At 39.1% G+C, this 26,114-nt stretch carries 31 protein-coding genes; 29 read left to right on the top strand and 2 right to left on the bottom strand.

Features of this window, described 5'->3' with window-relative positions; all coding sequences use genetic code 11:
• Positions 1 to 70: 70 nt before the first annotated feature.
• The gene (locus ACZ427_RS04810; protein WP_461178366.1) at positions 71 to 682 is read right to left on the bottom strand and encodes a class D sortase; all 612 of its coding nucleotides are present in this window, start codon (positions 680 to 682) and stop codon (positions 71 to 73) included.
• A 511-nt stretch (positions 683 to 1,193) separates the two neighbouring features.
• Here ACZ427_RS04810 and ACZ427_RS04815 point away from each other — a divergent pair.
• From ACZ427_RS04815 to ACZ427_RS04855, 9 genes are all read left to right on the top strand, one after another.
• Complete coding sequence (locus ACZ427_RS04815) at positions 1,194 to 1,808, top strand: TasA family protein (RefSeq protein WP_461178367.1); 615 nt, start codon at positions 1,194 to 1,196, stop codon at positions 1,806 to 1,808.
• Positions 1,809 to 1,921: 113 nt separating this feature from the next.
• Positions 1,922 to 2,500, top strand: coding sequence for a TasA family protein (locus ACZ427_RS04820; RefSeq protein WP_461178368.1), 579 nt, complete (start codon positions 1,922 to 1,924; stop codon positions 2,498 to 2,500).
• 128 nt (positions 2,501 to 2,628) lie between these two features.
• Complete coding sequence (gene tapA, locus ACZ427_RS04825; RefSeq protein ID WP_461178369.1) at positions 2,629 to 3,528, top strand: amyloid fiber anchoring/assembly protein TapA; 900 nt, start codon at positions 2,629 to 2,631, stop codon at positions 3,526 to 3,528.
• Positions 3,525 to 4,106, top strand: coding sequence for a signal peptidase I SipW (sipW, locus tag ACZ427_RS04830; RefSeq protein WP_461178370.1), 582 nt, complete (start codon positions 3,525 to 3,527; stop codon positions 4,104 to 4,106). Before tapA ends, sipW begins: the two co-directional genes overlap by 4 nt.
• A gap of 36 nt (positions 4,107 to 4,142) precedes the next feature.
• Entirely contained in the window at positions 4,143 to 4,826 is a 684-nt protein-coding gene (locus tag ACZ427_RS04835) for an LPXTG cell wall anchor domain-containing protein (RefSeq protein WP_461178371.1), read from the top strand.
• Between the two features lie 296 nt (positions 4,827 to 5,122).
• Complete coding sequence (locus ACZ427_RS04840) at positions 5,123 to 5,269, top strand: anti-repressor SinI family protein (protein WP_461178372.1); 147 nt, start codon at positions 5,123 to 5,125, stop codon at positions 5,267 to 5,269.
• A gap of 73 nt (positions 5,270 to 5,342) precedes the next feature.
• The gene (locus ACZ427_RS04845; protein WP_461178373.1) at positions 5,343 to 5,666 is read left to right on the top strand and encodes a helix-turn-helix domain-containing protein; all 324 of its coding nucleotides are present in this window, start codon (positions 5,343 to 5,345) and stop codon (positions 5,664 to 5,666) included.
• An 89-nt stretch (positions 5,667 to 5,755) separates the two neighbouring features.
• Positions 5,756 to 6,244, top strand: a complete 489-nt coding sequence (locus ACZ427_RS04850; RefSeq protein ID WP_461178374.1) for a VanZ family protein — start codon at positions 5,756 to 5,758, stop codon at positions 6,242 to 6,244.
• Between the two features lie 247 nt (positions 6,245 to 6,491).
• On the top strand, positions 6,492 to 6,653 hold the full coding sequence (locus ACZ427_RS04855) for a hypothetical protein (RefSeq protein WP_461178375.1): 162 nt from the start codon (positions 6,492 to 6,494) through the stop codon (positions 6,651 to 6,653).
• 80 nt (positions 6,654 to 6,733) lie between these two features.
• On the opposite strand, the gene ACZ427_RS04860 is transcribed toward ACZ427_RS04855, so the two are convergent.
• A complete protein-coding gene (locus tag ACZ427_RS04860; protein ID WP_461178504.1) occupies positions 6,734 to 7,384 on the bottom strand; it encodes a YigZ family protein in 651 nt (216 codons plus the stop codon).
• Positions 7,385 to 7,513: 129 nt separating this feature from the next.
• Here ACZ427_RS04860 and ACZ427_RS04865 point away from each other — a divergent pair, with 129 nt between their 5' ends.
• The 20 genes from ACZ427_RS04865 (at position 7,514) to cccB (ending at position 26,013) form a co-directional block, all read left to right on the top strand.
• On the top strand, positions 7,514 to 8,647 hold the full coding sequence (locus ACZ427_RS04865; protein WP_461178376.1) for a sensor histidine kinase: 1,134 nt from the start codon (positions 7,514 to 7,516) through the stop codon (positions 8,645 to 8,647).
• A gap of 116 nt (positions 8,648 to 8,763) precedes the next feature.
• Entirely contained in the window at positions 8,764 to 9,456 is a 693-nt protein-coding gene (locus tag ACZ427_RS04870) for a response regulator (RefSeq protein ID WP_461178377.1), read from the top strand.
• Between the two features lie 193 nt (positions 9,457 to 9,649).
• Positions 9,650 to 10,492, top strand: a complete 843-nt coding sequence (locus ACZ427_RS04875; protein WP_461178378.1) for a DegV family protein — start codon at positions 9,650 to 9,652, stop codon at positions 10,490 to 10,492.
• Positions 10,493 to 10,602: 110 nt separating this feature from the next.
• Positions 10,603 to 12,030, top strand: coding sequence for an ATP-dependent helicase ComFA (locus ACZ427_RS04880; RefSeq protein WP_464883536.1), 1,428 nt, complete (start codon positions 10,603 to 10,605; stop codon positions 12,028 to 12,030).
• The gene (locus ACZ427_RS04885) at positions 12,031 to 12,711 is read left to right on the top strand and encodes a ComF family protein (protein WP_461178380.1); all 681 of its coding nucleotides are present in this window, start codon (positions 12,031 to 12,033) and stop codon (positions 12,709 to 12,711) included.
• A gap of 45 nt (positions 12,712 to 12,756) precedes the next feature.
• Positions 12,757 to 13,182 (top strand): TIGR03826 family flagellar region protein, encoded by a 426-nt coding sequence (locus ACZ427_RS04890; RefSeq protein ID WP_461178381.1) that lies wholly within the window; start codon positions 12,757 to 12,759, stop codon positions 13,180 to 13,182.
• 84 nt (positions 13,183 to 13,266) lie between these two features.
• Positions 13,267 to 13,530, top strand: coding sequence for a flagellar biosynthesis anti-sigma factor FlgM (gene flgM, locus ACZ427_RS04895; RefSeq protein ID WP_461178382.1), 264 nt, complete (start codon positions 13,267 to 13,269; stop codon positions 13,528 to 13,530).
• Positions 13,531 to 13,545: 15 nt separating this feature from the next.
• Entirely contained in the window at positions 13,546 to 14,037 is a 492-nt protein-coding gene (locus ACZ427_RS04900; RefSeq protein ID WP_461178383.1) for a flagellar protein FlgN, read from the top strand.
• Positions 14,038 to 14,153: 116 nt separating this feature from the next.
• Complete coding sequence (flgK, locus tag ACZ427_RS04905; protein WP_461178384.1) at positions 14,154 to 15,641, top strand: flagellar hook-associated protein FlgK; 1,488 nt, start codon at positions 14,154 to 14,156, stop codon at positions 15,639 to 15,641.
• Between the two features lie 8 nt (positions 15,642 to 15,649).
• Positions 15,650 to 16,525: a flagellar hook-associated protein FlgL gene (gene flgL, locus ACZ427_RS04910; RefSeq protein ID WP_461178385.1), complete on the top strand. Its 876-nt coding sequence runs from the start codon at positions 15,650 to 15,652 to the stop codon at positions 16,523 to 16,525.
• 680 nt (positions 16,526 to 17,205) lie between these two features.
• Positions 17,206 to 17,652 carry a flagellar assembly protein FliW gene (gene fliW / locus ACZ427_RS04915; protein WP_461178386.1) on the top strand — a complete coding sequence of 149 codons (447 nt, stop codon included), beginning with the start codon at positions 17,206 to 17,208 and terminating at the stop codon, positions 17,650 to 17,652.
• A gap of 2 nt (positions 17,653 to 17,654) precedes the next feature.
• Positions 17,655 to 17,891 carry a carbon storage regulator CsrA gene (gene csrA, locus ACZ427_RS04920; RefSeq protein WP_461178387.1) on the top strand — a complete coding sequence of 79 codons (237 nt, stop codon included), beginning with the start codon at positions 17,655 to 17,657 and terminating at the stop codon, positions 17,889 to 17,891.
• Between the two features lie 133 nt (positions 17,892 to 18,024).
• On the top strand, positions 18,025 to 19,512 hold the full coding sequence (locus tag ACZ427_RS04925) for a flagellar hook-associated protein 2 (protein WP_461178388.1): 1,488 nt from the start codon (positions 18,025 to 18,027) through the stop codon (positions 19,510 to 19,512).
• 24 nt (positions 19,513 to 19,536) lie between these two features.
• Positions 19,537 to 19,938 carry a flagellar export chaperone FliS gene (gene fliS, locus ACZ427_RS04930; protein ID WP_461178389.1) on the top strand — a complete coding sequence of 134 codons (402 nt, stop codon included), beginning with the start codon at positions 19,537 to 19,539 and terminating at the stop codon, positions 19,936 to 19,938.
• On the top strand, positions 19,938 to 20,291 hold the full coding sequence (gene fliT, locus ACZ427_RS04935; RefSeq protein ID WP_461178390.1) for a flagellar protein FliT: 354 nt from the start codon (positions 19,938 to 19,940) through the stop codon (positions 20,289 to 20,291). Before fliS ends, fliT begins: the two co-directional genes overlap by 1 nt.
• 209 nt (positions 20,292 to 20,500) lie before the next feature.
• Complete coding sequence (hpf, locus tag ACZ427_RS04940; protein ID WP_461178391.1) at positions 20,501 to 21,058, top strand: ribosome hibernation-promoting factor, HPF/YfiA family; 558 nt, start codon at positions 20,501 to 20,503, stop codon at positions 21,056 to 21,058.
• Between the two features lie 303 nt (positions 21,059 to 21,361).
• Complete coding sequence (locus ACZ427_RS04945; protein ID WP_461178392.1) at positions 21,362 to 21,526, top strand: hypothetical protein; 165 nt, start codon at positions 21,362 to 21,364, stop codon at positions 21,524 to 21,526.
• 319 nt (positions 21,527 to 21,845) lie between these two features.
• On the top strand, positions 21,846 to 24,359 hold the full coding sequence (gene secA / locus ACZ427_RS04950; RefSeq protein WP_461178393.1) for a preprotein translocase subunit SecA: 2,514 nt from the start codon (positions 21,846 to 21,848) through the stop codon (positions 24,357 to 24,359).
• A 76-nt stretch (positions 24,360 to 24,435) separates the two neighbouring features.
• Positions 24,436 to 25,537, top strand: a protein-coding gene (gene prfB, locus ACZ427_RS04955) for a peptide chain release factor 2 (protein WP_461178394.1) whose coding sequence is annotated in 2 segments (ribosomal slippage) — positions 24,436 to 24,507 and positions 24,509 to 25,537 — 1,101 coding nt in all. Because the reading frame shifts where the segments join, the coding sequence is not laid out codon by codon here.
• A gap of 104 nt (positions 25,538 to 25,641) precedes the next feature.
• Positions 25,642 to 26,013: a cytochrome c551 gene (gene cccB / locus ACZ427_RS04960; protein ID WP_461178395.1), complete on the top strand. Its 372-nt coding sequence runs from the start codon at positions 25,642 to 25,644 to the stop codon at positions 26,011 to 26,013.
• Positions 26,014 to 26,114 lie beyond the last annotated feature (101 nt).

Raw genomic sequence — 26,114 nt, forward strand, 5'->3', positions numbered from 1 at the left:
AAAGTTTGCAAAATATTATCAAATCATGTCTAAATTATAGCGGATTACCGTTTTTTCGTCTATGAAATTATCAATTATTTTCACTTACCGGAAGTGCTGTAATTATATAACGGTCAGGTGCGCTGCCAACATACGAAAAAGGATAACAGGTTGTAAGTGTCAAAACTTCTTCATCTGTTGGAACAATAACAGACCGATCCTCCGCGTCCACTATTTTCGTATCAATAATCTCATAGGAAAATTCTCCATATGGGAGTTTAATTGTTAATATATCTCCATGTTCGAGCTCACCCATTCTGCGAAAGACAGTATCACGATGCCCAGATAAAACAATATGTTCGTCCTGCTGTGGATAGGCCGTTCCTTTATAATGGCCAACGCCTTTTGCCAGTTCATCCTCATGTGTGCCTTCTACAATAGGTAAATCAGATTCCAATTTAGGAATATGCAAAATGCCCGCTGTCTCTCCTGTAGCGGGGGAAAAGTCTTCCGGAATGTTATGTTCATCTGGAATCGTAGTTTTCGCAGAAGTACCGCTTTCAGGAATATCTTTATCGTTAATCAGCGCTTTTGCCTCTGCAAGACTTTCATTTTGTGCGTTTTGTGTTTGAAGAAGCTGGTAACCGCCAAATCCCAAAAATACGAATCCGGCAACAATAAGCAGAAAAGCGAATTTTTTCATGGGTCAAACTCCTCATATTTAAACTATATATAGTATATTAAAGTTTATAATAATTTGAAAGGTTTATTACGATATTCCTTAAAAATAGTGGAACCATTGATTTGACTCGGTTTGATTGTTCTTAATAAAATACAAAAAATAAAAAATTAAGTAATAACGAGATATAATAAGATAAATTTAGATATTCGTTCTTAATATAGAAATAATGCTGTTTTTTGAAGGTTTTCAATATGTGAGAAATGTCCTATACTGCAATCAATCGTTCTTTATAAGGAACAAAAAACAAATCGATAAAGAACGTTCTGGTGTAAAGGAATACCTTACATAAGAAGAAGGGAGGACGGGATATTCGCTGTATCCGGGTTCAAAAGGCAGTAATGAATGCAGCGTACCTGCAAGGGAGTTACCGGTAAAAGAAACATTCGGACTTATCAATATTAATAACAGCGAGAATTTTATATCCAACACGATGTGTATCCAAAAAAACAAAAAATACGAGGAGGAAACAAACATGGGTATTAAGAAAAAATTAGGAATGGGTGTAGCAACAGCAGCATTGGGGATGTCTTTAGTAGCTGGGGGAACATTTGCGTATTTTAGTGATGCGGAGACAACTAACAATTCATTTGCAGCAGGTACTTTGGACCTGTCGGTTGACCCAACAGAAATTATTAATGTAGATAATATCAAGCCAGGAGACACGATGACTCGTCATTTTGAATTAAACAATGGTGGTTCCCTTGATATTTCAAAAGTGAATATCAGTACAGATTACTCTGTAGACGATGTTAAAACTGACAACAATCAGGACTTTGGTGAACATATTCAAGTAAACTTCTTAAAAAATGATGATAAAAATGGTGTACTTCAACCTGAAGAAAATGTAATTACCTCAGCAACTTTAGCAGAATTACAAGGTGAGATGCCTGATGCAGTAGAAAATAAAATTTGGGCATTTTTAGGTTGGGGAGATGAAGCAAGTGGTTTAGAATCAGGGGATTCTGATGATTTGTATGTACAATTTGAATTTGTAGATAATGACGAAGATCAAAACGAATTCCAAGGAGATTCACTGGAACTGGAATGGACTTTCGAAGCACATCAAACAGAAGGCGAACGTAAATAAGCATCAAGGGAGGGGACTATTTCTCCTCCTCATACATAATTTTCAACCAAAAATACTTAAAATCTCTTCATGTCAGCTAGAGCAAAAAATAGATATCACAGGAGGGAAATTCAATGGGTATCAAAAACAGGGTGATGTTAAGTGTTGCAACAGCAGTATTGGGGTTGAGTCTGATAGGTGGGGGAACGTATGCCTATTTTAATGACACTGAACCCACACGAAACACATTTGCCAATGGGGTGCTTGATTTAGGAATTAACAAGGAAACAATCTTTACAATTGAAGACTTTATTCCGGGTGATACGGTAAATGGAAATATTGAACTTACAAATGATGGTTCGGTCGATATGGGTGAAGTTACGCTTAACTCTTCGTATGAAGTTGTTGATAACAACGATCCAAATAATGGGGACGATCTGGGAGAACACATTCGTGTGGAATATTTAAGCCGTACCAATGGAAAAGAAGTGGTGATTTCTGAAAAAACGCTTGCTGAGTTAACAGAGAACCCTGTAGCGGTACTGGATGAATTCCCGGCCGACAGTAAACCTGAAAAATTCACCATGCGATTCTCTTTTGTAGATAGTGAAGAAAACCAAAACCACTTTCAAGGTGATGAATTGAAATTGATTTGGGAATTTGTAGGGAAACAAAGAGATGGGAAACCTAATTTTGATAGTGGTCTGAAATAGGAAGGGGAGCTGTTCTCCTTCCGAACTTCTTTTATATGTATTCCTAACTACATTTTAATGTGTGGTTAGGAATACATATAAAGCATCATTGATACAGGAAAATAACTTTTAACAAGGTGGGGATTGATGTGAGAAAAAGTCGTTCTAAAAAATATAAATCGCGGTTTCACCTCTTTATGCTTGTAGGTAAAGTTGTCATGGCCTGGTATTTGATCCTGTTTTCCACCACCTATTTAACTGCTGATACGGCAGCCTACTTTACAACTTCGAATCAGTCAAATGGAGTGATTTACACAGGGGAATGGGAAGAACCGGATAATAGTACATTGGCATTTATAGAGAAAGGCAATAAAAATTTGAAGGCGTGTGAACCAGTAACCTTGAAAATGAAGATAAAAAATACAGGTGATGGCGATATGTTAAGTGAAAGCAGCTATGATGTTTACTATATTGAAAATGGAAATCCCCAAAAACATGGTGAAAAAGTTGAACTAGGAGCAGACGAAGGAATTATTAAAGCACTGAAAATGGGAGAAACAGCTGAACTCACCTATAAAGCAAGTCTTCCTGGCCGGTATGTTTTTGTAGCCTATCAACATAGTGATCATCCGGATGAGGAAACGTGGAGTAAAGAAATTAAGGTTGACTGTAAATCAGATAAACAGCCTGATAACAAAGAAAAGTCTGTAGAGGAAGCCGAAGAAGAAAAGAATGTGAAGGAAAGTGAACAGAAAGAGGAAACTGTAGAAAATTCAAAAGATGATCAGAAGGAAAATGAAAAAGTAGAAGAGAAAAAAGCAGAAGATACAAAAGAAGAGCAGCAACAGGAAGAAAATAATGATGTTCCAGAAGAAGAGACTGACCAAAGCCAGAATAAAGAAGCTGAACAGAAAGAAGAAACAGTAACAGAAGAGAAAATGGAGAAGCAGACAAACGATGAGGAAACTTCTGAAAAAGGAAAAGAAAGTGAAGAAGGTACAGGCGATAACGATAATTCAAACCAAGAAGGGGAAGGTGACGGGAATTGAAAAAGCGGAAGGCATTAAAATGGATGAATCGAATTGTATCCAGTGTATTACTTGTATTATTGGTAAGTGTTGCTGCTTTGGTAGTTTCCACTAAAATCTCAGGTGGTGAACCGGAACTATTTGGCTATCAGTTAAAGACTGTATTATCAGGATCCATGGAGCCTGGAATACAAACAGGTTCGATTATAGCAGTCCAGTCTGTTGATGGTGACGAACGTGCAGGTTTCCAAGCTGGGGATGTCATCACGTTTATGGAAGAGGAAGATAAGTTAGTTACCCACCGGATTACGGAAGTAAATACAACCGAGAGCGGCGTGCTGTATACAACAAAAGGTGATAATAATAATGCAGTGGATTCAAATCCTGTTTTAGCCGAAAATGTTGTTGCTGTCTATAGCGATTTCACCGTACCGTATGCAGGTTATATAGTTGATTTCGCACAGTCACCGGAAGGAAGCGCGTTACTGCTAATTTTGCCGGGGATATTGATGTTTGGCTATTCTGTCATTACGATTTGGAAAACGCTAAGTGAACTGGAGAAAAAGGATACCAAAAAAGAAACGGCCGAAGCAAAATAAATACGAAATGATAAGTCGTACATGAGGAAGATGCTTATGAATGGGAATAAAATGGTCGCTGCCGTCACAATTTTGATAACCGGTATATTACTTTCTTTCACACTAGCCGGTAACATCGTTCATGCAGAAGAAGAAGAGAAAGAAGAAATAAAGATTAATATTCTGCCTGAAAATGTATTATTCGATGTAAGCAATATGAAGCCGGGAGACTGGGCACCAAGGACTGTGGTAATCCAGAATGATGGCATGAAAGAATTTGAATATGTGACGTCATTGAGAAATGATAGTAACTCAAATAAACTTTTTAATGAATTATTATTGGAAGTCAGGGATGAGCAGGGTGAATTGTATGATGGGAAGCTTGCAGATTTCGATGAGCTCCCTCCAAGAATCTTAGATAATGGTACGGAAGAAGAATTGGAATTCACTGTAAGATTTCCGGAGCATTTGGGAAATGACTTCCAGGGGCTTGATGCCCAGTTTGCTCTTCTATTCTCCGCACGAGGGGAGATGGAAGAGGAAGAAGTTGACCTGGCCGGGGTAGTCGGAAGTGCTGGTCCTGCCAGTGGTAATCCTACAGGAGAAGGGTCAAGATTACCGGATACAGCCTCCAATCTGTTTAACTTTCTGTTGATAGGTGCATTACTTCTGGCGATCGGCGCAGCACTGGTTTTCTATAATAGGAAAAGGATGAAAAATGCAGACAAGCCTAATCCGTGAAAAATACAAGTACCGGCATGAATTAAGCAAAACTAGTTTCCATCCGACAAAACAAGACACCCTATAAAGGGCATTCATGTAGTATAATAGTCTTGTGAATAAAGGTCGTTCAGCAAAAGACAACTAGATTGAAAACAAGGTACCAAGTCACAGTTCTAACGCATTGAAACCAGGAAGTCCGGATTCTCTGGGCAGTTTAGGAAGTGTAATCCCCCTGCTGCATACATAAATGAAGCAAAGGTGGACGGTCAGGCTTGACGATAAGCCAAGTTTTTCTAAAAATGGAGGACTGGAAAATGGAGAATACAATCGGGAAGACTGCAATTGATCATGAATGGTTTGAATTGATTAAAGAAGCAAAAATCACAGGGCTGACCATCGAAGAAATACGTCTCTTCTTAAATAATGGGTTAAACACCGCAGGGGATGTGCAGAATGAATAAAAAAAATTGTGCTTTAAATAGAACCTCTCCTATACTTTATGGTATAATTTCCGTTGAAAGTAGGTGAGAGGACTTGGTCGGTGAAAAAATAAAAGAATTACGCCAAGAAAAGAAGATGTCCCTTTCTGAATTAGCGGAAAAAGCAAATGTGGCAAAGTCATATTTAAGTTCCATTGAACGGAATCTGCAAACAAATCCATCGATCCAGTTTATCGAGAAGATTAGTAAGGTATTGGGTGTTTCTGTAAACGATTTGATCCAGGAAAATCATGCGGAGGATATCGACAGTCTTGATGGCGAATGGCTATCAATTGTTAGAGAAGCGATGGATTCCGGTGTATCAAAAGACCAATTTAAGGAATACCTTGAATTTAATAAATGGCGAAATAAACAGTAACCGTAATGCGATGTGCATGCGGTTTTTGTGATGTGACTTTATTATGAGAGACTATCTAAACGACACGAAGGGAAGAAATGGTGATTAGGATGCGAAATTATTTATACTGGCTTCTACCTCTAATCTGGATGGGGGTTATTTTTTATTCCTCTGCTACACCTTATGAAAACCAGGATATCAAACCACTATTAAATGACTTTCCCATGGATTTATCATTTTTGGAGCCAGTGTTAGGTTGGATATCTTTTACATATCATCAATCGGTTGTAAGTGTGGACGCACTTGGTGTTACAGGATTTATTGAATTTTTTATCCGAAAAGGAGCCCATGTCGGCGTATTCTTGCTGTTAATGTGCCTCTTTTATTTGGCTTTTCACAAATCAACCGGTCTCCGCTTCAAGACAACCCTCCTATTTTCCTTTTTACTGACAGTTGCATATGCTGTTATAGATGAATTCCACCAAGGATTCACACCAAACCGTACACCATATATTGGTGATGTGTTTCTGGACAGTTTCGGGGCGTTGCTTGCCTCGGGGATTCTAATACTGATTCATTGGTTAAAAAGTAAAAAATAATTTCATTTGCGACAAAATAACACATGGAATTGACGAATAATGTTAAACTACGTTATAAATAATAAAAAGAATGATGGAAATGACAAATTTCGATTCTACTTTCATAATATATGTGGTATAGTTCTAATTATCTATTAAGCAAATAAGAAAGTAGAAAGCTTTCTTATCTCATGAATTCAGACTAAGGAATTATCGGCATAATATAATGGACTGAAGAAAAGCCAAGTTTTCTAAAGGTGGGGAAATAATGAACGAGCAGGAGAGATATAAAAATCTACTGAAGAAAATGATTGACGAAACAGAGAATTATAATATTAAGTCATCTCAGGAATTGATTCAGACCTTAATTAAGGAATTGACAAATAGACGTGGTGATGACGGGATCCAACCACAGAACATAGCTAAATAAGGATGATGAAAACTACATTCCGGCAAGAATGTAGTTTTTACATGGTCAGGAAATCTGGCACAAACTAACAGATAAGCCAATTATTCCTCTACAGTTGATTCCACATCAATTTCTATATACGAACGTTTTGTTTCTGTAATTTGTGCCTGGCCGCTTGTCAGGTCAATCATCCATTCCTTGAAACCCTCTTCTTCTCCACTTTTCACAAACACAATGATTTCAACTTTATCCAGGTAATTTATATTGTCCAATATATGATGGGAATTGCGTATTTCATTTTCAAGCTTTCCGAGCAGGGTATAATCTATGGTTACAGAAAACCCTTGCATCAGTTGCCGTTTTACGATGCCGGTAGTTTGAATGGCTTGGGAGGTTGTGCTTCCGTATGCGCGAATCAATCCCCCTGCACCGAGCTTGATTCCTCCAAAATATCTAGTGACTACAACAGCAGTGTCTTTTAACCCCTGTTTTTTTAACACCTCAAGCATGGGGACACCGGCAGTGCCGCTTGGTTCTCCATCATCATTCGCTTTTTGGACCTGATCATGCTCTCCAATCATATAGGCGGAACAGTTATGTGTGGCATCATGATGTTTTTTCTTGATTTCCTGAATGAAAGCTTGTGCCTCCTCTTCTGTTTCGACACGCCTGATATAACCGATGAAACGGGACTTTTGTATCGTTTTTTCATCTTCCCCTTCTTTTTTTACAGTAAAATACTTTGTCAACATTTCCATTTCACTCTCCTTAAATCATATTATAGTATATAATTAATATAAGATTTATCAGAACCATGCTAAAAGACCCTATAAAAATAGCGGACAATTACGTATAATTATATCATAGGTTGGTGGAAGACTATGGCACAGAAATTAAGCGAAAATGTTCTGGACCACGTCGTTGAAGAAATGATTGAGGTAGTGGAGAACAGCAAAGATGAGATATTCAATATCAGTGAAGAGGCTCGGAGTGAGCATGAACAACTTGTGGTGGAATTAAAAGAGATAAAAAAGAAAGTAATACAACATATTGATAATGGGGACCAGATGAGTCAAAAAGTCAGGTATTCCAGACAACGACTTGCAGAGGTAAGTAAATATTTTGATCGGTACACAGAAGATGAAATTCGTGAAGTTTATGAAAACACCCATTTTATGCAAACAGAGTTAGCCATGCTTCGACAGGAAGAGAAAGCGCTTCGTGAAAAGCGTGACTATCTGGAACGAAGGCTAATCACACTAAGCCAGACAATTGAGCGTGCCGAAGGACTTGCAGGTAAAATATCTGTCATTCTTACATATTTGCATGATGATTTCAAACAGGTCAATGAAATGATCGAGGATGCAAAGGAGAAGCAGGAATTCGGCTTAAAAATCATCGAGGCACAGGAGGAGGAACGCAGAAAAATATCACGCGAGATTCATGATGGACCTGCACAAATGCTCGCAAATATTTTACTTCGATCCGAGCTTGTCGATAAGACTTTCCGTGGGGGAGATATGGAACAGGCTATGGCTGAAATTAAAAATGTACGGAGTATGGTTCGGACCTCATTATATGAAGTCCGGCGGATCATTTACGACCTGAGGCCAATGGCACTTGATGACCTGGGCCTGATTCCGACAATAAAGAAATATGTTTCGACGATTTCCGATTATAATGGAACAGCCATCGAATTTAACTCCATTGGTGAAGATAAGCGAGTGAATCAAAAATACGAAATTGCCTTATTCCGTCTCGTTCAGGAATCTATCCAGAATGCATTAAAACATTCAGAAGCATCATTGATTCAGGTTAAATTGGAAATTCGCGATGATTATCTGGCAATGGTAGTGAAGGATAACGGGAAGGGCTTTGACCCCTCAATGAAAAGAGATAAGTCATTTGGATTGATTGGTATGCGTGAACGTGTAGAAATGCTGGAGGGCGAATTAAATATTGATTCTAAAATTGGGAAAGGGACACTAATTTTTATTAAAGTTCCGATCTCCTAATGAATTGACTTAGGTGTCTATGTTATATCTAAATAAAAAAAGAGAAAATAAACTGTCATCCATCATACTAGATCTAATAGAAACAAAGTAACGTATATCTAGGAGGAACAAAAAATATGAATACGGAAAAGCTTACTGAAATTGTTTTAATTGATGACCATAAATTGTTTCGCGAAGGCGTAAAACGCATATTGGAATTTGAACCCACTTTTGATATTGTGGCAGAAGGGGAAGATGGGGCAGAGGCCTCAAAACTTGTGAAAGAACATAAACCAGATGTAGTTTTAATGGATATAAATATGCCAAATGTGAACGGCGTGCAGGCGACTGCTGACCTTGTCCGTTTTTTTCCTGATACAAATGTTATCATTCTCTCCATTCATGATGATGAAAGCTATGTAACGCATGCACTGAAAACAGGGGCACAGGGGTATTTATTAAAAGAAATGGATTCTGATGCATTAATCGAGGCAATCAAAGTGGTTAGTGATGGGGGTTCTTATCTGCATCCTAAAGTAACCCATAATCTGGTTCAGGAATACCGCCGTTTAGCGCGAGAGAATACATCAAATTTCTCGGATGGGAGTATTGAATACCGCAAACCTCTTCATTTGCTGACAAAACGGGAATGTCAGGTACTGCAGCTTTTGGCTGACGGCAAGAGCAACCGTGCAGTCGCAGATTCCCTCTATATCAGTGAAAAGACAGTGAAAAACCATGTGAGTAATATTTTGCAAAAAATGAACTGTAATGATCGTACACAGGCAGTTGTTTCAGCAATCAAAAAAGGCTGGGTGGAAGTTTTATAGGTTTTTGTTCCTGGTTTAAAATGATGCACGTAAATTATACTCTGATCCTATTGGCATCAGGGTATTTTTTTGTCCAAAGAATTATGTAATGCATTTTCCGGTCTGTTCATGTAGAATAAAAATGAATGTAATCCGATAAAAACATTTAATTTTGAGAATACATTGATTTTGGGAATGGAGGAGAAAGATAGATATGAAAGTTGCTGTAATGACAGACAGCACGGCGTATATTCCTGCTGAAATAAGGAACGAACACAATATTCATATGCTCCCGTTAAGTGTCGTGTTTGGAGATGCTTCTTATGAAGAAGAAATCGATATTACAACGGCAGCCTTTTATGAAAAAGTAAAACAGGCTAAAAATCTGCCAAAAACTTCCCAGCCTTCCATCGGCCATATAACCAATAAACTGCAGGAACTTGCTAAGTCATACGATGCTGTTATATCTGTGCACCTTTCAAGTGGGATAAGCGGTACATATCAAACGGTCGTAAGTGCTGGAGAAATGGTTGAAGATATTGATGTCTATACATATGATTCCGAGCTGAGTGCCATGGGGCTTGGGTTTTATGTATTGGAAGCAGTCGACATGTTAAAAGCAAACAAAACACCTGAGGAAATTATTCAGCGTTTTGACAAAATAAAACAAAGTATACGCGCTTATTTTATGGTGGATGATCTTAGTAATCTGCAGCGAGGGGGGCGTCTGAATGGTGCACAAGCCCTAGTCGGCAGTCTCTTGCAGGTGAAACCGGTACTGCATTTTGTAGATAAAATAATTGTTCCATTTGAAAAAATCCGTACCCGCAAAAAGGCGCTCAATCGTATTATTGGGATGCTTGAAGAAGATGCGGCAAAAGGCGAAGACCTCAAAGTATCCTTTATTCATGCAAATAATGAACAGGGAGCCATCGAGTTACGAGATGAATTTTTAAATAAATATCCAACTGCTGACGTATCGATCAGCTATTTTGGCCCGGTAATCGGTACACATCTTGGAGAAGGATCTCTCGGCGTTTGCTGGTATAGAAAGTAAATAGCTATCAGTATTAAAAACTTGGCTTTTCGCTGCTATGCTGGTTTCTTATCTGCTGGAAAAGCTGCCAGAAGTGTTTGACTGGCAGCTGCTATTACATCATATGGAAAGTGAGTGAAGATATGTTGGATACCTTTCAATCATCTCCAGATCTACTGCGAGATGAACAATCTCTTCTTCTATCAGGAAAGCTCCTACTGCGAAATGAACTCCCTATCGAAGAAACAACCTTTCAACAACTTCTTTCTCAGAACGTATTGACTCCAACCACATCCATTACAAGAAAAAATTTCACTTATCAATGCCAGCGATGTGGTAACCGACAGCGCTCCCTATTTGCTCAAATACCTTGTCAGTCCTGTAGAAAAACCCATATGTACTGCCGTAACTGCATCGAAATGGGACGGGTGATGGAATGTGAACCGCTTTATTATTGGACAGGTGTGCCTCCCAAATGGCCACAGTATGATGATCCATGTACGTGGACAGGAAACCTTACCTATGTACAGCAGAAGGCAGCTGATCGAATTGTCACAGCAGTACAAAATCAGGAGGAATTACTTGTATGGGCAGTCTGTGGGGCAGGAAAAACTGAAATGCTGTTTCCAGGAATAACAGAAGCACTACGTCATGGCAAGCGTGTCTGTATTGCAACACCAAGGGCAGATGTTGTACGGGAGCTTTTGCCGCGAATTCAGACAGCCTTTAAGGAGGTGCGTGTTCAGGGATTATATGGAGGCAGCGGAGATAAGACGGGAACAGCTCAACTGATTATTGCCACTACACATCAATTACTGCGCTACAAGTCAGCATTCGATGTATTAATTATTGATGAAATTGATGCATTTCCATTTCACGCCGACCCTTCACTACCATTTGCCGCAAATCGCGCAAAGGCAAACGTAAGCACAACTATCTACTTAACAGCAACACCACGGAAAAATCACCACAGTCAGATCAGACGAAAGAAACTCGCCCATATTTTTGTGCCAGTTCGCTTCCATGGTCAGCCTTTACCAGTTCCAAAAATGAAAATGGTATACTCCCTGAACAAATCGTTAAAAAAATATGAAGCTCCGCCCACCTTCATCAATTGGGTTAAAGATCGAAAAAATCCTAAGCGGCAACTATTAATATTCGTTCCGTCGATTCAGCTTGCCGAGAAAATGAAAGAATCGCTTGCAGTCGAATTTATACAAGTAGGACTGCTACAATCGGTCGATAAATTAACAGCTGTTCATGCCTCTGATCCGGAAAGAGAAGAAAAAGTGCAGCAATATAGAGAAAGAGAACTTGATATCTTACTGACAACAACCATATTGGAACGTGGTGTCACATTCCCTTCTGTCGATGTGGCAATACTTGATGCCGGACATGATGTATTTGATGAAGCAGCACTTGTGCAAATTGCAGGGAGGGCTGGCAGAAGCCCGGACGATCCAACTGGTGAGGTAGTATTCTTTCATGATGGAAAAACAGAAGCAATGGTTCAAGCTGTTCAGTCCATTAAGGCGATGAACAAACGAGGTGGTTTATAAATGCACTGTTTATGGTGTAATAGCCAACTCATACCGGAGATTAGCTGGGTAACTATCCTAACCCTTTCCATACCAAAACAGCTGTGTGAATCCTGTGAAAAAGAATTGGAAGACTTGCATGGATCCAGATGCAGTCGGTGCAGTCGGATAAGTGAAGAAAAAATCTGTGCGGATTGCAGCTGGTGGGAGGCACATCCCAAAAGAGATACGATTGTCAGTAATCACTCCGTTTTTTCCTATAATTCAATGATGCAGGAAATGATTGCAAAATGGAAATATCGAGGGGATTACCATTTGGGACATGTTTTTAAACAACAATTCACGCATGTCTTTCAGCATACATTTTCCAATATGGACAAAGATCTGGTTGCAGTCCCAATTCCATTAAGTAAGGAAAGACAATACGAGCGGGGTTTTAATCAGGCAAAAATGCTGGCAGACTTTCTACCAATCCAAACAAAAGAAGTCCTTACTCGTGTACATGGTGAAAAGCAGTCAAAGAAAACGCGTCGGGATAGGATTCTGACAGATAATCCATTTGAAATCACAGAAACCCTTCACAATACAATCTTACTAGTCGATGATATATATACCACAGGTACAACATTAAGACATGCTGCAGGTTTGTTAAAAGCACACGGATGTCCCAATGTTTATGCCTATACATTAATTCGGGGATAGTGCAGGTTGTTGTGCTATAATTAGTGAAATGAGGGGAAGAGAAAAATGGCTGAGTTAGCGAATTGTTCACGTTGTGGCAATCTATTTGCAAAAGAAATCCGGGTAATTTGTCCGAACTGTTATAAAGAGGAAGAAATAGCGTTTGAGACGGTCCATCGGTTTTTACTTCAACAAAAAAACAGAGAAGCAACCATACCGGAAATTGTAGAGAATACAGGTGTTGATGAAGAAACGATTATTAAATTTGTGAAAGAGAAGCGGCTGCATCCATCGCAATTTCCAAAGCTTACATACCCTTGTGAAAAGTGTGGTACAAACATAACCAAAGGCAAACTTTGCAATGATTGTTCAAAAGAGCTTAGGAAAGAACTGGATTTTCATGAAGAAATCAAAAAGCTTTCTGGAACAAAAAAAGAAAAAGACCGCCTGAGTACCTATTATGTATTAAAGGATCATAAAAACAGGCTTTAAATGATTGAGGAAGCAGCCGATAATATGAATACGTAAATGATATAATGAAAATAGATATTTTATTAAACGTGAGGTGAATATCAGATGAAAATAAATGGTCCTAATCATACAAATTTCAATCCTTATAAAAACCAAATACAAAAGCAGACGGACTATAAAAAAGATATGGAAAAAAAAGATCAGATTGAGATATCGTCACAGGCAAAACAACTGCAGGAAAAAAGTAAACCAGACGCAGAGCGCGCAGCTTATGTACAGGAAATCAAAAATGCAGTCGATGCGGGTGAGTATAAAATAAACCATGAGAAAACAGCACAAAAAATGATCGATTTCTGGTCGAAGCAATAAAAGGAGGGCGCAGTTTTGTCCGTACAAGAAATAATACAATCTCTTAAGAAACTGGTGGTTGTGCATGAAGACCTGTTACACATTTCCGAAGAAAAGACAGAGATTGTAAAAGAGGGGTCTGTCGAAAAACTGCAGGCTATATTGATAAAAGAAAGAAAGTCGATACGCGTGCTGGAACAGGCAGAAACCAAACGGAATAAGACTGTAAAAGCATGGTCTTTCCGGAAAAAGCAGCCGCTGGATGATGTAACAATTTCAAACATGCTGGAAATGGTCGATGATGAGCGTGAAAAACAGGAACTAGCAAGGTTAACAACAGTGCTGACTAAAGTAATTACAAATTTAAAGCAACAGGAGCAACTGAATCAAGCATTAATAAACCAGTCGTTAAGATTTGTCCATATGTCACTAGATATGATGAACCCTTCCATTAACAAGATTAATTATGGTAATAAAAAAGAAAAATCAGGGACAGCCCAACGTTCCCTATTTGATTCAAAGGCGTAGATCTGATTTGAGCAGGGTCCAAACGAAGGGTCAGCCCCTTTTAACGCAGCTTCCCTGCACAAGTGCAACGATAAAACCCGGCGAAAAGCCAAGTTTTCAAAAAGGGAGTAATAAAATTGAGTACATTCCATGGATTAGAAATGGCAAAGCAAGCCTTATTTACGCAACAATCTGCTCTGTATACAACCGGGCACAATATTTCCAATGCGAATACAGATGGATATTCGAGACAGCGTGTCAATTTTGAAACAACATCACCATATCCTTCTGCCGCAAGAAATCGTTCAGAGATTCCGGGACAGATAGGCACAGGTGTGCAGGCAGGATCTGTGGAACGAATACGAAACCAATATTTGGATGTACAGTATCGGTCAGAAAATAGTAAGGCAGGTTATTGGGACGCAAAGGCTGATGCTTTAAACCGTATGGAAAATATAATGAATGAGCCTACGGAAAATGGCTTATCCAATTCGATGGATCAATTTTGGCAATCATTGCAGGATCTCTCGGTAAATCCGGAAAACTCCGGGGCAAGATCGGTTACATTAGAGCGTGGTCGTGCATTAGCAGATTCATTTAATTATTTATCCCAATCAATACATGCGATCCGTAGCGATTTGAAACAGGAAATTGGTACGACAATAGATCAGGCTAATTCGATATTGACACAAATCCAGGAGATCAATGCACAGGTGAAGCAGTCGGAAACACATGGCTACTCAACAAATGACTTATATGACAGACGTGATAAATTAATTGATGAATTATCCGGAATTATTAACATCGAAACAAATTATGATTCCAGCCATACAAACTCAAAAATGGCTGATGGGGTTGTAACGATTTACGTAAAGGGCGAAAATACGGAAACCGTAACCCTTGTAGATGGTGTGAATGGGAACGTAAATGCATTTGATGAGGCAGCTGTCAGTACGGAAAATGGACATGAAGTGATAACAAGTATAACTGCAGGTGGAGAGGCTGTAGAATTCGATGATTCGAATGGCTCTTTATTAGGATTGATTGAATCATATGGACATCATTTTAATGGCTCTGTTGAAGGTCAATATACTGACATGCTTACACGACTAGACCAGATGGCAAAAGGGTTTGTGGATGCCTTTAATGACGTGCACCAGAAGGGAACAGGACTGGATGGCAGTGAGAATGTAAACTTCTTTGAACCATTGGATGCAGTTCATGGCGCAGCATCATCAATGAGCGTACTGCTGGATGATGCAAATGAGATTGCGGCAAGTACAGATGGTAAAGCAGGAAACAGCCAGAACGTATTGAATCTTGCTGGTGTCTTCGATCAGGAATTACCTTTACTGAATGGAATGTCTGTAAAAGGATTTTATGAAGCAGAAATTGGCAAACTTGGTGTTCAGGCGCAGGAAGCGTATCGTATGGCAGACAATACAACAATGCTTCGTTCACAAGTTGAAAACCAGCGGATGTCTGTGAGCGCGGTGTCCCTCGATGAAGAGATGTCGAATCTCATTAAATTTCAGCATGCGTATAATGCAGCAGCGCGAAATATGACAGCAACCGATGAGCTGCTTGATCGGATTATAAATAATATGGGATTGGTGGGGAGGTAAGTAGAAATATGCGTGTTACACAGGGAATGCTATCAAATAATATGCTGCGCAATTTATCAAGCAGCAATGAGAAATTAAATACATATATGGACCAGCTGAACACAGGAAAAAAAATTAATAAACCTTCCGATGACCCTGTTATCGCAGTAAAAGGCATGAATTATCGTTCGCAGCTAAACCAGGTACAGCAGTATAAGCGTAACACGAACGAACTGCATAATTGGATGGATAATTCGGACGCGGCATTGGATAAATCAACACAGACCTTACAGCGTTTACGAGAATTGGCTGTCCAGGCAAGCAATGATACATATGATGGTAAAGAACGCGAAAATATCCGGGAAGAAGCAATACAGCTTAAAAATCATCTTATTGAAATTGCGAATACAAAAGTGAATGATAAGTATATATTTAACGGTACAGATACAACAAATCCCCCGGTCGATATCGATGGAGCAATTCTTCGTGATGGGGAAGCAGAATCGATAGAAATAGAAGTTTATGGCGGGACTACACTGCAGGCGAATGTGAATCCGGATGATGTGTACACGGATGACTTTTTTAAGCGGATTGATTATTTCGTGAATGCATTGGAAGAAAATAACCAGGAAGCCATCGAAAGTAGTGTTGGAGAAATAGATGAAACAATTGATGCGACAATCAATGCACGTGCTGAGTTAGGTGCTCGTATGAATCGCCTGGAAATGGTGGAAAATCGCCTGAGTGAACAAGAAATCATTGCAACAAGTACAATGTCAGAAAACGAAGATATTGATTTCGCTGAAGCAATTACACAATTGCTTACACAGGAAAGTCTCCACCAGGCAGCATTATCTGCGGGGTCACGGATTATTCAGCCGTCACTTATTGATTTCCTAAGATAATGAAGAAATTATTTAGATAGCTTTTTGCAGCCCTGGCCCATCATAGGGTTCAGGGTTTTATTTGATAGACAGGATTCTAAAAGTATAGAACTGTGGTTACTCACATCATCGAAAAGACTTGGGACTGCGATTACTCGTCCCATCAAAAAGACTTGGGACTGCGATTACTCGTCCCATCAAAAAGACTTGTTGCTTTTGACACAAAAGATATAAAAGACGAAGTAACTGCTATGTTGATTTCCGCTGCGGACCGTTGCTTTCCGCGGGCACGGCTTTAGCCTCCTCGAGAAACCCACTCTGCGGGGTCTTCAGACACGTGCTGTTCCCGCTGGAGTCAACGGTCCTCCGCTCCAATCAACTATCTTAAAAGTGCATAACTATTATGTGACTTAAATCAAGCAATAAATAAATGCGATAAGTTGCAGTGCGCTAACCAGCGAAGGAAGTATACGAAGACGCCTGTTTAGAAAGCGAGACCCCACAGCGAGCGTTCTTTGCGAGCGAGGAGGCTCAGCGCGAGCCCTAAGGTGCGCGTAGTGTATTTCCGTAGCGGGCACAAGTATCAACCTGTTTTTCGAGTTACTTCGTCTTTTATACCAACAGCGAGGGTTAGAGAGCTAGAAAATTTACGAAAAGAGCCTAATGTGAAGTGTTATTCATTAAATAGGGGAGTGCAATATATGAAGTTACAGACAAAATATGTAGGTGAAGTTGAGATTGAAACTTCAAAAATCATTCAGTTTACTCAAGGTTTGCCCGGATTTATCGACGAAACAGAATTTGTTCTAATCGATTTGCAAAATAATCCCGTCTTCCAGGTTCTGCAATCTGTTCATTCGGTAGATACAGCATTTATAGTAACAAACCCGTACCACATCTATCAGGATTATTCCTTCGATATTGATGACAAATTACTGAAAAGCCTGGATATCAAAACAGAGAAAGATGTCGTCATACGATCAATTGTTACATTAAAAAATCCATTTCAAACAAGCACAATTAACCTAAAAGCACCAATCATTATCAATCCTTCCAGTAAAAAAGGAAAACAATACATTTTAAATCGTGATGATCTTCCATCAAAAGCCTCCATTGCTCCTGAAAACGTCAAGGTGAAAGGAGAATAACCATGCTTGTACTTACACGGAAAAAGAATGAAGGCATCCAGATTGGTGAAGATATTGAAATTAAAGTGCTGGCAATTGAAGGAGATCAAATTAAGCTTGGAATTGAAGCACCTAAATCTGTTGATATATACCGTAAGGAAATTTATGTGGACATACAGGAACAAAATAATGCAGCAGTTAATATTTCACTAGATCTGTTCAAGCTTTTAGATGACAAGAAAGATAACGAAAAAGAGTGAGTAATAACATTTTTCCTTAAAAACCTTCATATCGAACACCTCTAATCCGATATTAATGAAAAGACCAGAGGAACTCGATGCATCATACGAGTGGATATAGTGGATGAGAAGATTTAAGAAGGAGGGACATAGCATGCGAATTGGCGGCTTGGCAAGTGGAATGGAAATCGATTCTCTCGTAGATCAATTGATGACTGCTGAGAGAATTCCGCTTAATAAAATGGAACAGGATAAAACGCTTCTGGAGTGGGAGCGTGATGGTTTCCGTGATATTAATAAAAAATTATCGGAATTAGAAAATATGATGCTGGATATGAAATTGAGCAAAACGTATAATTCGAAAACAGTAAGCTCGACACAGGAAAGTGCAGTTAGGGCAACAGGTAGTCCCAGTGCTTCAAATGGAGCGTACCAGATTGAAGTTAGTCAATTGGCAACAAATGCGATTAATGTAAGTACTGAAACAGTGGGACAGGAAATACCTTCCGATTATATCGGCAAAACATATGAATATTATACCTACGATGATCAGGGGGAGCAACAAACGAATAACATTATGATTAATGCCGATGATTCAGTAAAAGACGTTCTGAAAAGAATATCAGAAGCTGATAATAATGTGCGCGCCTTTTATGATGAACAGGCGAATAGGGTTGTCATGGAAACAACAAGCACTGGTAATCATAATAAGGAGCAAGCATTCGGCGAAGCACAAATTAATGCTGAAATCGGCTTTAAAAATTCCAACACATTCTTTCGTGACGTTCTGAAACTTGATGTCGGAAATGAACAGGGTGGCACAAATGCAATGTTCACTTATAATGGTGCACACAAAGTAGAGACAAATGAAAATAACTATACACTTAATGGTATAAATTTCGAATTTAAAGATACGAATATTGACAATCCGGCTACGTTAACTGTTTCGAACAATGTAGATGCAGCCTTTGACTCGATCATGGCGTTTGTTGATAAATACAATGAAGTTGTAGAGACCCTGAATGGTTCTCAGCAGGAAGAAAAATACCGCGATTACCCACCATTAACAAGTGAACAAAAAGAAGAAATGTCTGAGGATGAAATTGAACTTTGGGAAGAAAAAGCAAAAAGTGGTATTCTGCGTGGGGAATCAGCTATTTCCAACGGGTTATTTTCCATGCGACAAAGCTGGTATTCCGCTGTGGAAACTGGTGGCGCACATACGTCATTGACCCATATTGGCATTACAACAACAACGGATTATCTGGATGGCGGTAAATTAGAAGTAGATGAAGGCGAACTAAGAGCTGCACTCCAAAATAACCCCAGAGATGTCCAAAAGCTGCTTTCCAATAGTGAAGAAGGTGCCGGCCGTGGTTTAATAAACCGGTTGGAAGATGCACTTGATTCTACAATGGATAAGATTGGAGACCGGGCCGGCCGGGGTGGAGACACGCTTGAAAATTACACATTGGGCAAACGAATGAAGGAACTGGATGAGCGTATTGACGGTTTTGAGGATCGGCTGACACAGGTAGAGAACCGCTACTGGAGTCAATTCACAGCAATGGAAACGGCTATTTCTCGGATGAACCAGCAATCAATGATGCTGATGAATAATTTCGGTGGAGGACAGGCTTAACAATTTAAAGGGAGTGAGAGGTAGATGGCAGCTAATAGACCCTATCAAATATATCAAAATAATGCTGTTAACACTGCATCTGGCGGTGAATTGACGCTAATGCTCTATAATGGTTGCATCAAGTTTATCAAACAGGCATTAAAAGACATGGATGAAAAAAATTATGAAGCGAAAAATACAAATATCCAGAAGGCACAAAATATTATTCAGGAATTGATGCTCACCTTGGATACAGAGATTGAAATTTCCAAACAGATTATACCGTTATATGAATATATGCAATTTCAATTAAAAGAAGGTAATGTAAAAAACGACCCTGTTTGCCTTGAGGAAGTTCTTGGGTTTGCTACAGAATTTAGAGATACCTGGAAACAAGTTATCCTGCAAACGAGGAAAAGGCAATTCACACAAGGTGCCCAAGTATAATGAATCGACTGCAGCCATTATACGATGTTACATTACAGCTGAAAGAAGTAATAGATCAGGAAATAACATCCCAAAACCGTGACACGATTGTTGAACAGGTCAACCAGTTAGTCGAACAAAGAGGATACCATATGAAAGAATTGACTCCGCCATATACGCAGGAAGAAAAATACCTTGGTGAGAAATTGATAGAATTAAATGTACCTATCCAACAATCAATGAATCAATTATTTGCTCAGTTAAAAGAGGAAATGAAACAAGTAAAAAAACAAAGGAAATCGAATAGGAAGTATATCAACCCCTATGCGAATGTGCGAACAATGGACGGTATGTTTATGGACAGTAAAAAATAGGGGAATTCTACCCTGCTTTTTATTATATTCTATGCAATTATTAAATATTTGTAAAATTTATTAGGATTTTGTAAAGCGCCTACCACTTGACATGTAAGGGTTTCTGCCGAATCATTACAAATTCCAACAAAATTTTAAAAAGGTTTAGGGAGGAAATACTACGGGAAACATAGTATACTATAGGCAAAGGTAAAAAGGAGGACACTTGTATGAATTTTAACATTCGAGGCGAAAATCTTGAGGTAACTGGAGCAATTAAAGATTATGTTGAGAAGAAGATCAGCAAGCTGGAAAGATATTTTGATACACCGCCTACTTCTGATGTTCATGTAAATTTAAGTGTCTACAATGATGAACAGCGAATCGAAGTTACGATTCCGATGACAAATCTATTATTGCGTGGAGATGTACATCATGTTGATTTGTATGCTGCTATTGATCTGGTAGTTGATAAACTAGAAAGGCAGATTCGAAAATACAAAACAAAAGTAAATCGCAAATTCAAACAAAAAGGTGCAGCAAAGCATGTTTTTGCGGAAATGGAAAAAGAAGCGAATAATGTTGCTGTTCAGGAAGAATCGGATGAAATCGATATTGTAAGGCAAAAGCGTTTTAATTTAAAACCGATGGATTCTGAAGAAGCAGTATTGCAAATGGACATGTTAGGCCATGCATTTTATGTATTCACAAATGATGTTACAAATGAAACCAACGTTGTCTACCGTCGCAAAGATGGTAAATACGGATTGATTGAACCAGAGGCTTGATTAAATATAATTGATAAAGAGGCGATCCTACAGGGTCGCCTTTTAAAATGGAAAACTTGAGAATTTACAGGCATTTTTGATTCGATTTTTGATATCGTCGAATATTGTCGAACGAATTACCAAAATCAAATTTTGGGAACCATAAATGTCGAATTTTATGTTAATATACTAAAATATCATACAAAAAGCAGTGTTTTTCTTTGAAAAAAATGTCGAAAGCACTTCCAAAATCGAAAAATTGCAATTAGTCTTTATGCCTAAGTATGTGGTATAAATAAGCCAATGGAACTAGGAGGTGTAACATTGAACGAAGATGAGCGAATGGCAATAAAAAAACTGATGAAAAAAGTACAGCAACATGAAGAGACAATTACACAACTGGTAGAAATTATAGCTGCTACCAACCGCCGAATTACCGATATCGGAGATAGGGAGCAGAATAAACAACAGAAACTTCCTCTTTCTTAACTGTCCCCGAATCATGCCAATTATGGTCTCTACATATTGCCCCCGCTTTACTCTCCATTTTAAAAAAAGCAGTCCATCCCCGGGCTGCTTTTTTATTTGAACGATTATAAGATGTGCTATGCCTAAGAAGTTGTCATCCATGATTATATAGTGTTAATATTAATATTGGATTATCATTTTTTGTAGTGAATAGTATTAAATTTTCGTACTGCATAAGTACAACTAAGGCACAATCCTGAAGCTTGGCAAAAAGCCGGGTTTTCTAAAAAATACTTATTTTATAGTGAATAATTATGAAATAGATTGAGGAGCGTTTGTTATGGCTGGGTTGTTGACAAAAATATTTGGTGATGGAAACCAAAAACAGCTGAAACGATTACAAAAAAAAGTTGATGAAATAGAGGCGTTGGAATCGGAAGTTGAAAAACTTTCCGATACCGCATTGCAGCAAAAAACGGAAGAATTCAAAGAACGTTTTAATAATGGTGAAACTACTGGTGATTTACTTCCAGAAGCATACGCGGTTGTCCGTGAAGCTTCGAAGCGTGTATTGGGCATGAGGCCTTTTCCTGTACAGCTTTCAGGGGCTATTGCATTACATGAAGGTAATATTGCAGAAATGAAGACAGGGGAAGGTAAGACCCTTGCTTCCACGATGCCGGCCTATCTAAATGCAATTACTGGTAAAGGTGTCCATATCATCACAGTAAATGAATATTTGGCTGATCGTGATGCGAAGGAAATGGGGGAACTTTATGAATTTCTAGGACTCACGGTAGGACTGAATGGAAACAATCTGTCAAAGGAAGAGAAACGAGAAGCCTATCACAGTGATATCACGTATGGAACGAATAATGAGTTCGGGTTCGATTATTTGCGGGATAATATGGTGCAGTATAAAGAGCAAATGGTTCAGCGACCATTGAATTTTGCCATCATTGATGAGATTGATTCCATTTTAATCGATGAGGCGAGAACACCACTGATTATTTCGGGAACTGCCAAGAAATCTGCTTCACTTTATCAAAGGGCTGACGGTTTTGTACGCACACTTAACCGTGAGGATGATTACACATTTGATGAAAAGACAAAAGGTGTACAGCTTACAGAAGAAGGAATTAATAAAGCAGAACGCTATTTCTCCATCGAAAATTTATTTGACCTGGATAATGTTTCTCTGATTCACCATATTAACCAGGGGTTGAAAGCTCATGTATCCATGCATAGAGATACAGATTATGTCGTGGAAGAGGGGGAAGTAATAATTGTCGACCAATTTACAGGTCGTTTAATGAAGGGACGCCGCTACAGTGATGGACTGCATCAGGCAATCGAAGCAAAAGAAGGATTGCAGATACAAAATGAAAGTATGACACTGGCATCTATTACCTTCCAAAACTTTTTCCGTATGTATAATAAGCTTGCCGGGATGACCGGGACAGCAAAAACAGAGGAAGAGGAATTCAGAAATATTTATAACATGGATGTTATTGCCATTCCTACGAATCAGCCAATCCAACGGGCTGACAATGCAGATATGATTTTTAAATCAATGGAAGGGAAATTCCATAATGTTGTTGACTACATTAAAGAACGGAATCAGGCTGGACAGCCAGTATTAGTTGGTACGGTCGCTGTTGAAACCTCAGAATTGATTGCAAATCTGTTGAAAAAAGCTGGAGTCAAGCACAATGTCCTAAATGCGAAAAATCACTACCGTGAAGCGGAAATTATTGAAAATGCAGGCCAAAAAGGAGCAGTTACGATTGCAACAAATATGGCTGGCCGTGGTACGGATATTAAATTGGGTGATGGTGTAAAAGACTTAGGGGGACTTGCGGTTATAGGTACGGAACGACATGAATCCCGCCGTATTGATAACCAGCTTCGTGGTCGTTCCGGTCGTCAGGGAGATCCTGGTATGTCACAGTTTTTCCTTTCGATGGAAGATGAGTTAATGCGCCGTTTCGGTTCGGATAATCTGCGCTCTATGATGGAACGACTTGGAATGGATGATGACCAGCCGATTGAAAGTAAGATGGTCTCCCGTGCGGTTGAATCTGCTCAAAGACGAGTGGAAGGGAATAACTTTGACGCACGTAAACAAGTACTATCCTATGATGACGTTCTTCGTGAACAGCGTGAGATTATCTACAAGCAACGGTTCGATGTTATTGAAGGCAACGAAGACCTGCGAACAATTGTTGAGAATATGATTATATCCACATTAAACCGGGTAACTGCCACACATACCCAGGATGATGATGAATCAAATTGGGATTTAAGTGCAATTATTGAATATGTGCATGGTAACTTATTGGATGAAGAAGATATATCATTAGAGGATCTCAAAGGAAAAGAAGCCGATGAAATCAATGCGTATATCATGGAAAAAGTCCGGACGAAATATGATGAGAAAGAAGCGGAGCTTTCACCGGAACAGATGCGTGAATTTGAAAAAGTTATTTTATTACGTACGGTTGACACGAAATGGATGGATCACATTGACCAGATGGATCAGCTGCGTCAAGGGATTCACTTGCGGGCATATGGTCAAAATGATCCGTTAAGAGAGTATCAGTTTGAAGGTTACTCAATGTTTGAAGTAATGGTGGAAAGTATTGAAGAGGAAGTTGCGAAGTACATTATGAAAGCTCAAATTCGCGAGAATCTGAAACGTGAGGAAGTGGTGAAGAACACCCAAGCAGTTTCAGGCGGACAGGAAGAGAAAAAGAAAACCCGAAAACCATATGTGAAGAAACAAAATGTTGGAAGAAATGACCCATGTCCATGCGGCAGTGGTAAGAAATATAAGAACTGCCATGGAGCGTAAAGGTAAGGTCTGATCAAACACAAAGGGTCAGGCCCTCCTCCTGTGGTAAACGAAAATATATTCAGAGGTGAGTGGAATGGAATTAGCAGAAATAAGAAATGAACTGGATAAAATGAGTTCAAGAATCGATGACTTTAGGGGGTCACTTTGACTTAGAAGATAAGAAAGTCCGCATTAAAGAGTTGGATTTACAAATGGCTAATCCGGATTTCTGGAATGATCAGGATACAGCACAAAAGGTAATAAATGAGACGAATGGGTTAAAAGGTTATGTAAACGGTTTTGAAACGCTTGAAGAAACATTAGAAAATCTGGAAGTGTCTTATGAACTTGTGAAGGAAGAAAATGATCAGGAATTATATGAAGAACTTAACAAAGATATAAACTTGCTTTTGCAGGAAATGAACGATTTTGAACTCCAGATGCTCTTAAGTGACCCATATGATGCGAATAATGCAATACTTGAACTGCATCCTGGTGCAGGCGGAACGGAATCACAGGATTGGGCAAGCATGCTGCTTAGGATGTATCAGCGTTGGGCAGAAAACAAAGATTTTAAAATAGAGACATTGAATTATCTGCCAGGTGAAGAAGCCGGTGTGAAAAGTGTGACATTGCTCATAAAGGGGAATAATGCCTATGGCTATCTAAAAGCGGAAAAAGGTGTTCACCGTTTAGTGCGTATTTCACCATTTGACTCATCCGGGCGGCGGCATACTTCCTTTGTCTCTTGTGAAGTAATGCCGGAAATGCCGGATGATGTCGATATCGAAGTGAAAACAGAGGATATTAAAATAGATACCTATCGAGCTAGTGGAGCGGGTGGCCAGCATGTGAATACGACCGATTCAGCTGTTCGGATTACACATACCCCAACGGGAACAATCGTGACCTGTCAAAATGAACGTTCCCAGATTAAAAATCGTGAAGCAGCGATGAAGATGCTGAAATCAAAATTGTATCAGCAGGAAATCGAACGTCAGCAGCGGGAATTAGATGACATCCGTGGAGAGCAGAAAGAAATAGGATGGGGAAGCCAAATTCGCTCCTATGTCTTCCATCCGTATTCGATGGTAAAAGATCATCGGACAAACCGTGAAATAGGTAATACACAAGGTGTCATGGATGGTGAAATTGATCCGTTGATTGATGCATATCTGCGTTTGCAAATGGATTGATTAATTTTCTCTCTGAACATAGAAACTAATTTAGTTTTAAAATTTTAAAAGAGGGTTATAATAAGTGTGATATATTTTAGGAAAATGGATAGGAGGATTTTCGTATGAAAAAATGGTTATTCACTGTCTTATTTGGTTCGGCACTCGTGTTAAGTGCATGCGGTGGAGGAGACGATGGTGCTTCAGAAGAACCCGCAGATAATGGAAATGATGATGCTGGCACAGAAGAATCTGCAGATGGCGGTGCAACAGTAGACACTGCAGCTGCTGAGGAAATCTACGAAAGCAACTGTGCTAACTGTCATGGCGCTGATTTATCAGGTGGAATGGGACCTGATTTAACGGCAGCAGGATCAAATTATTCTGCAGATGAAATTGCTGATATCATCCAGAATGGAACAGGAAGCATGCCAGCGCAGAATGTATCCGGTGAAGATTTGGATACATTATCGAATTGGTTGGCAGGAATGGAATAAGGCATTGAAATATTTACACAAGCCCGGTTCATGGGAGTACTTCCATGAACCGGGCTTTTTGTTACAAAAATAACATGTTTGAAATACAAATGTAATAATTT

This window comes from Virgibacillus ainsalahensis, from assembly GCF_055380755.1.